Source organism: Pseudomonas sp. 43mfcvi1.1, assembly GCF_900115935.1.
GTDB classification, from domain to species: domain Bacteria; phylum Pseudomonadota; class Gammaproteobacteria; order Pseudomonadales; family Pseudomonadaceae; genus Aquipseudomonas; species Aquipseudomonas bijieensis.
This window is the reverse complement of the sequence record NZ_UETT01000018.1, coordinates 150,515-163,399: the sequence shown is the minus strand read 5'-3', so window position 1 is coordinate 163,399 and position 12,885 is coordinate 150,515. Positions and strand designations below refer to the sequence as shown.

Sequence of the window (12,885 nt, the reverse complement as noted above, 5' to 3'; positions counted from 1 at the left end):
CGCGGTCACTTTGTCAGTGGCGATGCATTCATTGCTTTCTTGGGGATGGATTTGCGTCCAAAAGATTCAGGGAAGAAGCACAGTCCTCGTCACTTGAGCAAAAAAGGGGACGGGGAGCTACGACGCCTGGCGCACAACGCCGCGATGGCGGCCTGTCGGTCTCCTGCCTGGAAACCTTACTATGAGGCCTTCTTGGCACGAGGCCTGGCCAGAACTCAGGCCTTGGTTATCCTCGCCCGCAAGTTGTGTCGGGTAGCATTCGCCCTGATGAAAAATCAGAGCGAATACCAACCAAATTCACGGTTGCAGGGTTCCCCTGCAACATAGAATCTCCCACAGAGGGCCTGTGTTGTGCTCAAATCTTCAGTTCACTCCATAACCCTGTGGGAGCGAGCCTGCTCGCGATGGGGCCGGCACATCCGAGATCACCTCTAACAGACCCACCGCTATCGCGAGCAGGCTCGCTCCCACAAGGGACTGTGTTGTTTGGCTTATTCCAGTGGCCCTAGTACTTGCCGATATTCCTCGACGCCTTGAGGTGTCTGGCGGGTCAGGCTGACCTCGATGCCCATCGGGTTTTCCTGGCGGTTGCCGCTGAGCTTGCGCCAACCTTTTTCCGTGTCCCAGAACCGCAGCCCGGCGTCGCTGACGTCACTGAGCACGGCCACGCCCGGGCCGGGCGCTGGCAATGGGTAGCGATCGCGAGCCTGGCCCTGGGCGCGGTAAAGCGTGTCGCCTTTGAGCCACCAGCGCACTCGCTGCAACTCGCCTTCCCGGGCCGCCGCCACGCGGATCACATCCAGGCGAAACCCCCGGCCTTCAGTGCTGCGCACGGTGAGGGCGGGCGGGGCGGTCGAGGGCTGGTCGTCGACGTCGGGTTTTACCGGTTCACTCAGTTCGATGCTGGCGCGCAAGGCGACGTCGCGTTCCAGTTGGTTCAACACCCGCAGTAAGGCTTCAGTCTGTTCGGTACTGGCCTGCAAGTGGCTGTCGGCACGGGTCACGCTGTCCAGCCCGCGCCAGGCGATCAGGCTGACCACCGCCATCAGCAGGATCGCCACCATCACTTCCAGCAAGGTGAAACCCGTCTGCCGCGTGCTCATTGGAGTTGCACCCGCCCGGCGGCACTGCGTTGCACAGTGAGACTGTTCTGGCCGTCCGACAGACGGATCTGCAAGGGTTCGCCGATCCATTCGGCATTCAACACCACCCGTTGCCTGGGCTCCACGCGAACCTCCATCGATGGGCTCTGCCAGCGCCGTGGATGCAGTTGCGGGTCGTCCTTGAAGCGATCCAACCCGGCGCCTTGATCGGAGCGGCGACTGAAGCCAAAGCCCTTGGCGTCCCAGCGCCAGGTAATCGGCCGCCCGTCGGTGCGCGCTTCGGTCTGGGCCAGTTGCAACAGTTGCACCAGCCGTTCGCCATCCTGACGCAGCAACTTCAACGGATCCGGCTTGATACTCAGGCTCACAGCGGCGCTGGCGATGCCGATGATCACCAGCACCACCATCAGTTCGATCAGGGTGAAACCGCGTTGCTTGCCGAGGTTCATGGGCGCTCCTTTGCGTGAGAGTCATCCTGCACGGTGAAGATGATAGGGATGTGAAATAAAACGGAGAGAATTGGCGCGTACGCTGCAGGCTGGAATCAAAAAGGAGATTCAGGCCATGGCGTTCATCGAGCGTGTGTCCCCGGCGCAAATCGTTCAGGCGGTGGGCCTGTTGGCGGCGTTGGCCGGGGTGGCGACCTGGTCTTCGCTGCTGCTGACATCGGCCGAGTCGCGCACGCCGGATGTCGCCCCGCAACGCCTGGCCGAGCGTTCCGATAACCCGGCGCTGCAATGGTTCTCCAACCAGCCGGCACCGGTGGACATCAAGGTCAGCGGCGTGATGGCCGGCACTCGCGCCCCCGTGGCGATCCTCAGCCTCAACGACGGACCGCCGCGCAGTTTCCTGGTCGGTGAGCGCGTGGCCCAAGGGGTACGGTTGGTGGCGATCGAGGCGCAGGCGGTGGTGATCGAGCGTGGCAACGAACAGACCCGGCTGGTCCTGGCCCGGTTGCCGGATTCAGTGAGCTTGCCTTCCCTGTGGGAGCAAGGTTTGCCCGCGATGAAGACGACGGAGTCTGCGAGGAAATGAGGCGCCTGTATCGCGGGCAAGCCTTGCTCCCACACAAGCCTTGCTCCCACAGATAAACCTCTCGCCACAAAGGATGTGTTAGCCCACACCGCTCAAGGTTTCTCTCGGCTGACCAACGTCTCCAATCGCGCCAACGGTGGCGCTTCGCGACTGCGGTCCGACACGGTCAGCTCAACCCGCAACATCCGGCCATTTTCCGCCGGGCGCAGGTTCTGTTCGCAACGCAGCAACAGTCGCCCCTGGTCACACTCGAACACTTTCGAACCCTGGGCAAACCGTCCTTCCAGGCGCAACTGTGCCAGTTGGCTGCGGGCGGCCAACAAGGCGATGGATTTGTCGCGCAGCAGGCCGTTGCTCTGGGTCATCACCGCGGCCACGCGCACAGCGGCCGACATGGCCACGGCGATGATCGCCAGGGCCACCAGCACTTCGATCAGGGTGAAGCCGGATTGTGGAGCAGGGCGTGGCATGGCGCGGGCTCGATGGGCGAAGGCAGCCCTCAAGGCTAGTTCACGTTCATGACCGATTGACGACGCAAGCTCCTGAGCAATTTCAATATCACTGACATATTTTCTTGCAACACTGCGCCTCGAATCGAATCCAGCGAAGGACCGTCGAGATGCAGATCGCCCGTTACAAAGCCCGTTCCCAAGGCCCTCGCGGGCAACTGGGGTTCACCCTGATCGAGATCATGGTCGTGGTGGTGATTCTCGGCATCCTGGCGGCGATGGTGGTGCCCAAGGTCCTCGATCGCCCCGACCAGGCCCGGGCAACGGCGGCGAAACAGGACATTGGCGGCCTGATGCAAGCCTTGAAGCTGTATCGCCTGGACCACGGCAGTTACCCGAGCATGAACCAGGGCCTCAAGGTGCTGGTGGAAAAGCCGGCCGATGCGAAAAACAGCACCTGGCGCTCTTATCTGGAGCGCTTGCCCAACGACCCATGGGGCCGTCCTTATAACTACCTCAACCCCGGCGCCAACGGCGAAGTCGACATCTTTTCCCTGGGGGCCGACGGCCAGCCTGACGGCGACGGCGTGAATGCCGACATTGGCTCCTGGCAGTTGTAAGGGCCGTGATGCGAACGGATTCGCCCCTCGCGGCGAAGCAGCGCGGCATGGCGGTCATCAGTGCCTTGCTGATTGCCGCTGTGGTAGCGGTCATCGCCGGTGGCATGCTGAGCCGCCAGACCCTGTTCACCCGCAGCCTGGAGGCCGAGCAGTTGCGCGTCCAGGGCTCGGCGCGGTTGCAGGGCGGCCTGCAACTGAGTCGCCAGTTGCTCTGGGACGCCCGTCAGCGCGATCCACTGACGCGCTTCGGCCAACCCTGGGCGAAACCTATCGTGATGCCGGAATCAGGCCAGATCGACACGCCGTTCGAAGGCCAGCTGGAAGATGAGCAAGGCAAGTTCAACCTGCGCAACCTCGTCGCCAATGAACAGGTGGATGAGGAACAAGTGCGCGCCTTCGAACGCTTGTGCGAGCAACTTGGGGTTGCTGCGACGGTCCGCAGGCGCATCGTCGAAAGGGTCGTCGAGGCTTATCCGCGCCTGTTGAATCCGCAGCGGGTGGAACAAGCGCCAAAGGGCAATACCTTCGACAGCGGCCGGGACACCTCGCCCCAGGCCGCCAACAGGGCGCTGGCGCCGACGCGCCCGATGCTGCGCACCTTGCAAGACCTGCGCAGCGTCAAGGGCGTCACGGCGCGGTTGCTGGAAACACTGGCGCCTTACGTGACGATCCTGCCGACCAACACTTGGCTCAATGGCAACACCGCCAGTGCTCCGGTGCTGGCCGCCTACGTGCCGGGGTTGTCGCTGCAACGGGCCGAGGCGCTGGTCCGGGAGCGCGACGGCGGTCACTGGTTTATCAATCGCGGCGATTTCGTCAATCGCCTGCGCATGCCGGAACTGGACACTGCCAGCGTCAAGGTCGGCATCACCAGCGACTGGTTCCGCCTGCGCGGCCAGGCGCGTAGCGGTCAGCGGCGGGTTGAACTGGAAGCCCTGCTGCAACGCACCCAGGACCGCTTGCCCCAGGTGATTTGGTCAAGGGTGGGCGTATGACGCGCTTGCGCATCGCCCTGGCGCCGCTGGGCAGCCTGGATCTCGACAGCGAGATGGCATTCGCCTGGCTGGATCGTCAGGGCCAGGTCCGCGAACAGGGCCGCGGCAGCCTGCGAGCATTGGGCCAAGGCGCCAAGAATATTTCGGTGGAATGCTTCCTTCATCCCCGCGACAGTTTGCTGACCCGCCTGGAGTTGCCACTGTTGCCAGCGGCCAGGATCACCGCAGCGGTGACGTGCGCGGCCCAGGCCCTGATGCTCGGTGCCAGCGAGCAGATGCAAGTGGCGCATAGTCCGCGTGGGACCGACGGGCAGGTACAAATCGCCTGGCTGGACCGTGAGTCGCTCGCCCACCTGGGCCGGCTTGTGCACCACGCCGGCATGAAGCTGCGCGGCCTCTATCCGGCGGCCTACGCCTTGCCGGTGCTGTCGGGGCCGGTGGCCTGTATCGAGGACGGTCACCTGCTGGTGCGCCATGACCTCCAACACGCCGTGGTGCAACCGTTGCAGCAAGAGGCGCTGGATGAATGGCTGCTGGAAATTGGGACCGGGCTGCATTGGGTCGCAGAGGCGCCGCCGCAACCGTCGATCAGTACCTTGGCCGACACCCAGCGCTGGACTGGTCCGGCGCCGGGCTGGGGCTTGCATGCCGGTCTTTCACGCAATGCAGTCGAGCGCGGCGGTTGGGGCCGGGCGGCGGCGATCTGCGCGACAGCGCTGACGGTCTGGGTGGTCGGGCTGAACCTCTACGCCGCCCGCGAAGCGGCCCAGGGCCAACGGCTCAAGGTGCAGATGAGCCAACGGGTGAAGCAGGCGTTTCCCGAGCTGCCGGTGATCCTCAACCCGTTGCAACAGGCGCGCCAGCAAATCACTGCGCGCCAGAGCGGTGCGGCGAGCGACCCGGCCCAACGCTTTGCCAGCCTGGTACAACAGGCGGGCAGTGCCATGCCGTTCATGAGCGGCAATGTCCAGGCACTGGTGTTCGAGAACGGTGAATTGCGCCTGAGTGTCGTGGCCGAGGCGCAGAAAACCACCGCCGAAGAGGATTGGAAAATTCCCCTGGCCCAGGCTGGCATCGACGTCGTTGCCATCGACCAGGGCTGGACCCTGCGAGCGGCAACGGTCGGCCAGGGCAGTCAGGACGCCCCCGACGAGAATCCGGACGCCGATGATGAATAAGCACTCCCTGGCGCTGGCGTGGGGGCGCTGGCAAACCGTTCGCACGCGATTGCGCACGTTCTGGCAGGGACTTGCCGTGCGTGAACAAGCCGCCGTGGCCCTGGCTGCGTTGGTGTTGGGCGGTTGCCTGGTCTGGCTCGCCATGATCCAGCCGCCGCTCAAGACCATCGCCTATTGGCAAGCCGAAACCCCGAAGCTGCGTTCACAGGCCGAAGCCCTCGAAGTGCTGTTGCGTGACGTTGCTGGGCCTGCACCAGGCCAGCCCCTCGAAGCCGCCTTGCGTCAGAGCCTGGAAGCCAGTGGCTTGAGCCAGCACTACCAACTGCAAGCCCCCGGCGCCGAGCGTCCCAACGCCTGGCAGCTCACGTTCGACAAGGCCCCCGCCGAGGCTGTGATCAGTTGGCTATTGGGCAACCCGCGGCAATTCTCCCTGGAAGTGATCGAGGCCCGCTTGCAGCGTACCCCGACCGATTCCGACTACCTCGCTAACCCCGACAACACCGCCGGCACACTGTCCGGAACCGTTCGCATGGATCAGGCGCAAGGCGCTAAGGAAGCTTCATGAAAGGGGCCAGATACCCACGTCATTGGCGCAAGGCTGCACCGTTGTTGTTGCTGGCGTTGAGTGCGTGCAACAGCACGCCGCCCGCGTCGCAACCACCGTTGCTGGTGGACAGTGAACTGGGCATTCCGCTGGGCAGTACCCAACGCAGTGGCGATGCACTGCTGGATCGCCAGCGGGCCCAGGACCTGCGTGAACGCAAGCCAGCGGTGCGGCATCAGGTCGATCTCACCGCCCGTGCCCGAGAGCCGCGCAGCAGTGCGCCAGTGCGCACGCCCCTGGGTGACCAACCGGTGACGCTGAATTTCGTCGAGGCGGATATCCAGGCGGTGGTGCGGGCCTTGTCCCGCTCCACCGGCCAACAGTTCCTGGTGGACCCGCGGGTCAAGGGCAACCTGACGCTGGTTTCCGAAGGCCAGGTCCCGGCTCACCAGGCCTACGACATGCTGTTGGCGGCGTTGCGCATGCAAGGCTTCAGCGTGGTGGATGTCGGCGGCGTCGCCCAGGTGGTGCCGGAGGCCGACGCCAAGCTGCTGGGCGGGCCGATCTACAGCGCCGACAAACCGGCCGGCAATGGCATGCTGACCCGCACCTTCCGCCTGCAATACGAAAACGCGGTGAACCTGATCCCGGTGCTGCGCCCGATCGTGTCGCCGAACAACCCGATCAATGCCTACCCGGGCAACAATACTATTGTCGTCACCGACTACGCCGAGAACCTGTCACGGGTGGCGCAGCTCATCGAAGGCATCGACACCCCGAGTGCCATCGACACCGACGTGGTACCGGTCCACAACGGCATCGCCGTCGACATCGCGCAAATGGTCTCTGACCTGCTGGAGACCCAAGGCGGTGACCAGACCCAGAAGATCAACGTGATCGGCGACCCGCGCTCCAATTCCATCATCATTCGCGCGGGGAGCCCCGAGCGTACGGAACTGGCGCGCAACCTGATCTACAAGCTCGATAACGCCCAGAACAACCCGAGCAACCTGCATGTGGTGTACCTGCGCAACGCCCAGGCCGGCAAACTGGCCCAGGCCCTGCGCGGCTTGCTCACCGGGGAAAGCGAAGGCGAGGGCAACGACAACTCGCGCTCGGTGCTCAGTGGCATGGGTGGCAACACCAATGGCCAGAGCGGGCAGGGCAGCAGTGGCGATGGCACCACCAGCACCACCAGCGGCAGTGCATCATCCAGCGGCAACGGTTACACCCAGGGCAGCAACGGTTCCACCACCACTTCGACGAATAACGAACAGGGCACCGCCTTCAGCGCTGGCGGCGTGACCATTCAGGCCGATGCCACCACCAACACCTTGCTGATCTCGGCGCCGGACCCGCTGTACCGCAACCTGCGGGAAGTCATCGACCTGCTGGACCAGCGCCGCGCCCAGGTGGTGATCGAGAGCCTGATCGTCGAGGTTGGCGAGGACGACGCCAGCGAATTCGGCGTGCAATGGCAGACCGGCAACCTCGGTGGCAGCGGGGTGATCGGCGGGGTCAACCTTGGTGGTACCGGGCTCAACCTCAACGGCAAGACCAGCATCGACGTGTTGCCCCAGGGCCTGAACCTTGGTGTGGTGAATGGCACGGTGGACATTCCCGGCATCGGCAAGATCCTCGACCTCAAGGTCCTGGCCCGGGCGCTGAAGAGCAAGGGCGGCACCAACGTGCTGTCGACGCCAAACCTGCTGACCCTGGACAACGAAGCGGCGAGCATTTTTGTCGGCCAGACCATTCCCTTCGTCAGCGGCAGCTACGTCACCGGTGGCGGTGGTACCAGCAACAACCCGTTCCAGACCGTGACCCGCGAGGAGGTGGGCTTGAAGCTCAATGTCCGGCCGCAGATTTCCGAGGGCGGTACGGTCAAGCTCGATATCTATCAGGAAGTCAGTAGCGTCGACAACCGCGCCTCGAGCACCACGGGGATTGTCACCAACAAGCGTGCCATCGACACCAGCATCCTGTTGGACGACGGGCAGATCATGGTCCTTGGCGGGTTGCTGCAGGATGGCTACAGCCAGAGCAACGACGCGGTGCCGTGGCTGTCGACCATCCCCGGTATCGGTGCGCTGTTTCGCAATGAGCGGCGACAGATCACCAAGACCAACCTGATGGTGTTCCTGCGGCCTTACATCATCCGCGACACGGCGGCGGGCCGTGGCATCACCCTCAACCGCTACGACTTCATGCGCCGCGCCCAGGGCCTGTTGCAACCGGATCGCAGTTGGGCGTTGCCGGACATGCAGGCGCCGCAACTGCCAGCCTCGGCCCGGGCGATCCCGGGGGCTGCGCCCGTGAGCCTGCAAACGCCCAGGGCGGTGATCAAGGCGGTGCCGATCGAAGGAGGCACTCGCTGATGGACACCAACTCTGTGGGAGCGAGCCTGCTCGCGATGACGGCGGCCCGATCGATATCCATGCAAGCTGACCCACCGCTATCGCGAGCAGGCTCGCTCCCACAAGGTGCAGATGCAACTTATGGACCTGAGGTGTCGACATGAACACCCTCCCATACGCCTGGGCCAAGGCCCAGCGCCTGGTGTTGCGCCAGTCCGACGAGGGCGCGGTGCTGATGGTGTGCCCGTCCACGCCGGGCTGGTCCATCAGTGAAGTGCGCCGGCAGTTCGGCGAGGTGCGGCTGGAGCGGGTACGTGACGAGGAACTCGACGGGTTGCTCAACACGGCCTATGCCGACACCGGCAGCGCCGCCGCCGTGGTGGGCGCGGCGGAAAACGAAGTCGATCTCGACCGGCTGATGCAGGACATCCCGGAAATCACCGACCTGCTGGACACCCAGGACGGCGCGCCAGTGATCCGCATGATCAACGCCTTGCTGACCCAGGCCGCACGGGACGAGGCCAGCGACATTCACATCGAACCCTACGAAAGCCATTCGGTGGTGCGCTATCGGGTCGACGGCACCCTGCGCGACGTGGTTTCGCCACGCAAGGCCCTGCACGGCGCGCTGGTGTCGCGGATCAAGATCATGGCCCAGCTCGACATCGCCGAAAAACGCCTGCCCCAGGACGGCCGCATCGCCTTGCGCGTGGCCGGACGTCCGATCGACATCCGGGTTTCGACGGTGCCCACCGGCCATGGCGAACGGGTGGTGATGCGCCTGCTGGACAAGCAGGCCGGGCGCCTGCAACTGGAAACCCTGGGCATGGACCCGGACGTGCTGGGCAAGCTCGACCACCTGATCCGCCAGCCCCACGGCATCGTGCTGGTCACCGGCCCCACCGGCAGTGGCAAGACCACCAGCCTCTACGCCGCCCTGGCCCGGCTGGACGCCAGCGTGCACAACATCCTCACCGTGGAAGACCCGGTGGAGTACGACCTGCCGGGTATCAGCCAGATCCAGGTCAACGCCAAGATCGACATGACTTTCGCCCTGGCCCTGCGCGCGATCCTGCGCCAGGACCCGGACATCATCATGATCGGTGAAATCCGCGACCTGGAGACCGCGCAAATCGCCGTGCAGGCCTCCCTCACCGGTCACTTGGTGCTGGCCACGCTGCACACTAACGATGCGGTGTCGGCCATCAACCGCCTGATCGACATGGGCGTCGAGCCGTTCCTGCTGGCCTCGTCGATGCTCGGCGTACTGGCCCAGCGCCTGGTTCGCAGGCTCTGCCCGCAGTGCAAACAGCCCGATCCGGCCACGCCTGGCACGTGGCGTCCGGTGGGCTGCCCGAGCTGCAACCAGACCGGCTACAGCGGGCGCACCGGCATCCACGAACTGTTCTGCATCGACGACGACATCCGCACGCTGATCCACCAGGGGGCAGGGGAGCAGGCCCTGCGCGCCGCCGCTCGCCAGGCCGGCATGTTCAGCATGCGCGAGGACGGTGAGCGCTGGGTGCGCAGCGGCGCCACCGCCCCTGAAGAAATCCTGCGCGTGACACGGGACGCCTGATGAATCGCTACCGTTTCGAGGCCGCCGACGCCCAGGGCAAGATCGAATCCGGACACTTGGAAGCCGACAGCCAGGGAGCCGCTTTCAACCTGTTGCGCAGTCGCGGATTGACCGCGTTGCAGGTGCAGTTGGAGCGCAACACGACGCAGGCCAATGGCGGTGGACTATTCAGCGCCAAGCTATCGGACAACGACCTGGCCTGGGCCACCCGGCAACTGGCGAGCCTGCTGGGGGCGAGCCTGCCGTTGGAGGCGGCGTTGAGCGCCACGGTGGAGCAGGCCGAGCGCAAGCACATCGCCCAGACCCTCAGCGCAGTGCGCGCCGATGTGCGCAGCGGCATGCGTCTGGCCGAAGCCTTGGCTGCGCGGCCACGGGATTTTCCGGAAATCTACCGGGCGTTGATTGCCGCCGGAGAGGAGTCCGGCGACCTGGCCCAGGTCATGGAGCGATTGGCGGATTACATCGAGGAGCGCAACAACCTGCGGGGCAAGATCCTCACGGCGTTCATCTATCCGGGTGTAGTGGGGTTGGTGTCGATCGCCATTGTGATTTTCCTCCTCAGCTACGTCGTGCCGCAGGTGGTCAGCGCGTTTTCCCAGGCTCGGCAGGACCTGCCCGGATTGACCGTGGCGATGCTGACCGCCAGTGACTTCATCCGTGCCTGGGGCTGGTTGTGTTTTGGCATTTTGGCCGGTGGGTTCTGGGGTTGGCGGATGTATTTGCGCAACCCGCAGGCACGCTTGAGCTGGCACGCAAGGGTGTTGCGCCTGCCGTTGATCGGGCGTTTCGTGCTGGGCCTCAACACCGCGCGCTTTGCCTCGACCCTGGCGATTCTTGGCGGCGCCGGGGTGCCGTTGCTGCGGGCCCTGGAGGCGGCGCGCCAGACGCTGTCCAACGACCGCCTGAGCCTGAGTGTCAGCGATGCCACGGCCAAGGTCCGCGAAGGGGTCAACCTGGCCGCAGCGTTGCGGGTGGAAAAAGTCTTCCCGCCGGTGCTGATCCACCTGATCGCCAGTGGCGAGAAAACCGGCTGCCTACCACCGATGCTTGAACGCGCCGCGCAAACCCTGTCCCGAGACATCGAACGCCGGGCCATGGGCATGACCGCGCTGCTGGAGCCGTTGATGATTGTGGTCATGGGCGGCGTGGTGCTGGTGATCGTCATGGCGGTGTTGTTGCCGATTATCGAGATCAACCAGTTGGTTCAATAAACCCACATATCTTGAGTCAGGCACAAACCCTGTGGCGAGGGGATTTATCCCCGTTGGGTTGCGCAGCGACCCCAAACAAGTTGCATGGGATCTGCCTGATGTACCGAGATGTCCGGGTTTGGGGCTGCTACGCAACCCAACGGGGATAAATCCCCTCGCCACAACAGCGGTAGTGCAAAAAAACTCTGCGGTGTCGTGGCATCTCCCGACCCTTGCCCGCGCCAAACTCGGGTTCCTCGTTCTGTCATGTTCGTTCGCCAGGCGACCACCCGCCGCGACCTTCACTGTCTCCTTATCCGGTTCGACCGCCAAACCAGCTCGAAACCCCAGTCCAGAGCCCTGGAACACCCGAGAAAAATGCCTTGAAAACAGCCCTCAGCTCCCGAGGTTTTTTCCTTTATCTGTCACCGGAAACTGCGAATTTCTAACCCATGGCCTCACCCCATCGCCATCGGCACAGGACCGAGCGCCATGACGGCAAGCACGCGTCACCCAACCTACGTACGAACACGATGAAAGGAGATTCTTCATGTTTAAGCGCAACGTTCTCGCGGTATCCCTGACCCTCGCCGGCCTCTGCGCCGCTCAGGCCGCCATGGCTGATGTCAATGGCGGTGGTGCTACCTTGCCTCAGCCGCTGTACCAGACTGCTGGTGTACTCACCACCGGTTTTGCCCCTTACATCGGTGTGGGCAGCGGTAACGGCAAACTGGCTTTCCTGAACAACGACTACACCAAGTTGGTGCCTGGCGACACCAGCGGCAAGAAAGTGCACTGGGCAGGCAGCGATTCGAAGCTCAGCCAGGCTGAATTGGATGGCTACGTTGCCAATCATGGTACCGCCTGGGGTCCGTTGATCCAGGTGCCTTCGGTCGCCACTTCGGTTGCCGTTCCTTTCAACAAGACCGGCACTGCTAACGTCAACTTGAGCGTTGATCAGTTGTGTGGCGTGTTCTCCGGCCGTCTGAACGACTGGAGCCAGATCACCGGTTCGGGCCGTACTGGCGCAATTACCGTGGTTTATCGTGCTGAGAGCAGCGGTACCACTGAGCTGTTCACTCGTTTCCTGAACGCCAAGTGCGCTGAACCTAACAACGCTAAGTTCGCAATCACCACCAACTTCGCGTCCAGTTTCAGCGGCGGGCTGCCCTCCGGTGCCGTTTCCGCCACTGGCAGCCAGGCTGTGATGACTGCTGTGAACGCTGCTCAGGGTCGTATCACCTACATGAGCCCGGACTACGCCGCCACCACCTTGGCCGGCTTGGACGACGCCACTAAGGTCGCCCGTGTTGCCGGTGTTTCCCCAGCCCCAGCTAACGTTTCGACTGCCATCGCTGCTGTTCCAGTACCAGCCGCCGCCAACCGCGCCAACCCGAACGCCTGGGTGCCGGTGTTCGCTGCAACCACCAACCCTAACGATCCGAGCGTCGTGGCTTACCCAACCACCGGCTATCCGATCCTGGGCTTCACCAACGTGATCTTCAGCCAGTGCTATGCCAACGCTGCCCAATCCACGCAGGTGCGTGACTTCTTCACCCGTCACTACAACGCCACTGCGGCCAGCAGCAACGATGCGGCTATCACCGCTAACCGCTTTGTACCACTGCCAGGTGCTTGGAAATCCGCCATCCGTGGCAGCTTCCTGACCACTTCCAGCGCGCAAAGCATCGGTAACACAAACGTCTGCAACGGTATCGGTCGTCCGCTGTAACACACCACGCCTGAGCGACACGCAATACCAATCAGCAACGGCGCAAGCCGTTGCTGATTTCCTCGTAGTTAATGGTGCTCGTTTCGCCCCTTTCAGCTGCGCT

General features: G+C 63.8%; 13 protein-coding genes. 10 read left to right on the top strand and 3 right to left on the bottom strand.

Going from position 1 to position 12,885, the window contains the following annotated elements; translation table 11 throughout:
- A partial coding sequence (locus DTP52_RS27675; RefSeq protein ID WP_146206889.1) for a transposase occupies positions 1 to 327 on the top strand: 327 nt, incomplete at its 5' end.
- A 164-nt stretch (positions 328 to 491) separates the two neighbouring features.
- On the opposite strand, the gene DTP52_RS27670 is transcribed toward DTP52_RS27675, so the two are convergent.
- Together DTP52_RS27670 and gspH are read right to left on the bottom strand one after the other, a co-directional pair.
- Positions 492 to 1,103: a type II secretion system protein GspJ gene (locus tag DTP52_RS27670; protein WP_109756217.1), complete on the bottom strand. Its 612-nt coding sequence runs from the start codon at positions 1,101 to 1,103 to the stop codon at positions 492 to 494.
- Positions 1,100 to 1,552: a type II secretion system minor pseudopilin GspH gene (gspH, locus tag DTP52_RS27665; protein WP_109756216.1), complete on the bottom strand. Its 453-nt coding sequence runs from the start codon at positions 1,550 to 1,552 to the stop codon at positions 1,100 to 1,102. Before gspH ends, DTP52_RS27670 begins: the two co-directional genes overlap by 4 nt.
- A gap of 115 nt (positions 1,553 to 1,667) precedes the next feature.
- On the opposite strand from gspH, the gene DTP52_RS27660 reads away from it, so the two are divergent.
- On the top strand, positions 1,668 to 2,138 hold the full coding sequence (locus DTP52_RS27660) for a type II secretion system protein N (protein ID WP_109756215.1): 471 nt from the start codon (positions 1,668 to 1,670) through the stop codon (positions 2,136 to 2,138).
- A gap of 92 nt (positions 2,139 to 2,230) precedes the next feature.
- Here DTP52_RS27660 and gspI read toward each other — a convergent pair whose 3' ends face one another.
- Positions 2,231 to 2,608, bottom strand: a complete 378-nt coding sequence (gspI, locus tag DTP52_RS27655; protein ID WP_109756214.1) for a type II secretion system minor pseudopilin GspI — start codon at positions 2,606 to 2,608, stop codon at positions 2,231 to 2,233.
- A gap of 149 nt (positions 2,609 to 2,757) precedes the next feature.
- Between gspI and gspG the strand changes: the two genes are divergently transcribed.
- From gspG to DTP52_RS27615, 8 genes are all read left to right on the top strand, one after another.
- Entirely contained in the window at positions 2,758 to 3,207 is a 450-nt protein-coding gene (gene gspG, locus DTP52_RS27650) for a type II secretion system major pseudopilin GspG (RefSeq protein WP_109756213.1), read from the top strand.
- A gap of 8 nt (positions 3,208 to 3,215) precedes the next feature.
- A complete protein-coding gene (gene gspK / locus DTP52_RS27645) occupies positions 3,216 to 4,202 on the top strand; it encodes a type II secretion system minor pseudopilin GspK (RefSeq protein ID WP_109756212.1) in 987 nt (328 codons plus the stop codon).
- Positions 4,199 to 5,380: a type II secretion system protein GspL gene (gene gspL / locus DTP52_RS27640; protein ID WP_109756211.1), complete on the top strand. Its 1,182-nt coding sequence runs from the start codon at positions 4,199 to 4,201 to the stop codon at positions 5,378 to 5,380. Before gspK ends, gspL begins: the two co-directional genes overlap by 4 nt.
- Positions 5,373 to 5,945, top strand: a complete 573-nt coding sequence (gene gspM, locus DTP52_RS27635) for a type II secretion system protein GspM (protein WP_109756210.1) — start codon at positions 5,373 to 5,375, stop codon at positions 5,943 to 5,945. The genes gspL and gspM overlap by 8 nt, the downstream gene beginning before the upstream one ends.
- Positions 5,942 to 8,302, top strand: a complete 2,361-nt coding sequence (gene gspD, locus DTP52_RS27630; RefSeq protein ID WP_109756209.1) for a type II secretion system secretin GspD — start codon at positions 5,942 to 5,944, stop codon at positions 8,300 to 8,302. Before gspM ends, gspD begins: the two co-directional genes overlap by 4 nt.
- Positions 8,303 to 8,441: 139 nt before the next feature.
- On the top strand, positions 8,442 to 9,860 hold the full coding sequence (gene gspE, locus DTP52_RS27625) for a type II secretion system ATPase GspE (protein ID WP_109756208.1): 1,419 nt from the start codon (positions 8,442 to 8,444) through the stop codon (positions 9,858 to 9,860).
- Entirely contained in the window at positions 9,860 to 11,071 is a 1,212-nt protein-coding gene (gene gspF, locus DTP52_RS27620; RefSeq protein ID WP_109756207.1) for a type II secretion system inner membrane protein GspF, read from the top strand. Before gspE ends, gspF begins: the two co-directional genes overlap by 1 nt.
- A 529-nt stretch (positions 11,072 to 11,600) precedes the next feature.
- A complete protein-coding gene (locus DTP52_RS27615; RefSeq protein ID WP_109756206.1) occupies positions 11,601 to 12,782 on the top strand; it encodes a substrate-binding domain-containing protein in 1,182 nt (393 codons plus the stop codon).
- Positions 12,783 to 12,885 lie beyond the last annotated feature (103 nt).

Excerpts from the sequence above, each read along its gene's own strand:
- DTP52_RS27670 (WP_109756217.1), bottom strand. The coding sequence starts at position 1,103 with ATGAGCACGCGGCAGACGGGTTTCACCTTGCTGGAAGTGATGGTGGCG.
- gspH (WP_109756216.1), bottom strand. The coding sequence starts at position 1,552 with ATGAACCTCGGCAAGCAACGCGGTTTCACCCTGATCGAACTGATGGTG.
- DTP52_RS27660 (WP_109756215.1), top strand. The coding sequence starts at position 1,668 with ATGGCGTTCATCGAGCGTGTGTCCCCGGCGCAAATCGTTCAGGCGGTG.
- gspI (WP_109756214.1), bottom strand. The coding sequence starts at position 2,608 with ATGCCACGCCCTGCTCCACAATCCGGCTTCACCCTGATCGAAGTGCTG.
- gspG (WP_109756213.1), top strand. The coding sequence starts at position 2,758 with ATGCAGATCGCCCGTTACAAAGCCCGTTCCCAAGGCCCTCGCGGGCAA.
- gspK (WP_109756212.1), top strand. The coding sequence starts at position 3,216 with ATGCGAACGGATTCGCCCCTCGCGGCGAAGCAGCGCGGCATGGCGGTC.
- gspL (WP_109756211.1), top strand. The coding sequence starts at position 4,199 with ATGACGCGCTTGCGCATCGCCCTGGCGCCGCTGGGCAGCCTGGATCTC.
- gspM (WP_109756210.1), top strand. The coding sequence starts at position 5,373 with ATGAATAAGCACTCCCTGGCGCTGGCGTGGGGGCGCTGGCAAACCGTT.
- gspD (WP_109756209.1), top strand. The coding sequence starts at position 5,942 with ATGAAAGGGGCCAGATACCCACGTCATTGGCGCAAGGCTGCACCGTTG.
- gspE (WP_109756208.1), top strand. The coding sequence starts at position 8,442 with ATGAACACCCTCCCATACGCCTGGGCCAAGGCCCAGCGCCTGGTGTTG.
- gspF (WP_109756207.1), top strand. The coding sequence starts at position 9,860 with ATGAATCGCTACCGTTTCGAGGCCGCCGACGCCCAGGGCAAGATCGAA.
- DTP52_RS27615 (WP_109756206.1), top strand. The coding sequence starts at position 11,601 with ATGTTTAAGCGCAACGTTCTCGCGGTATCCCTGACCCTCGCCGGCCTC.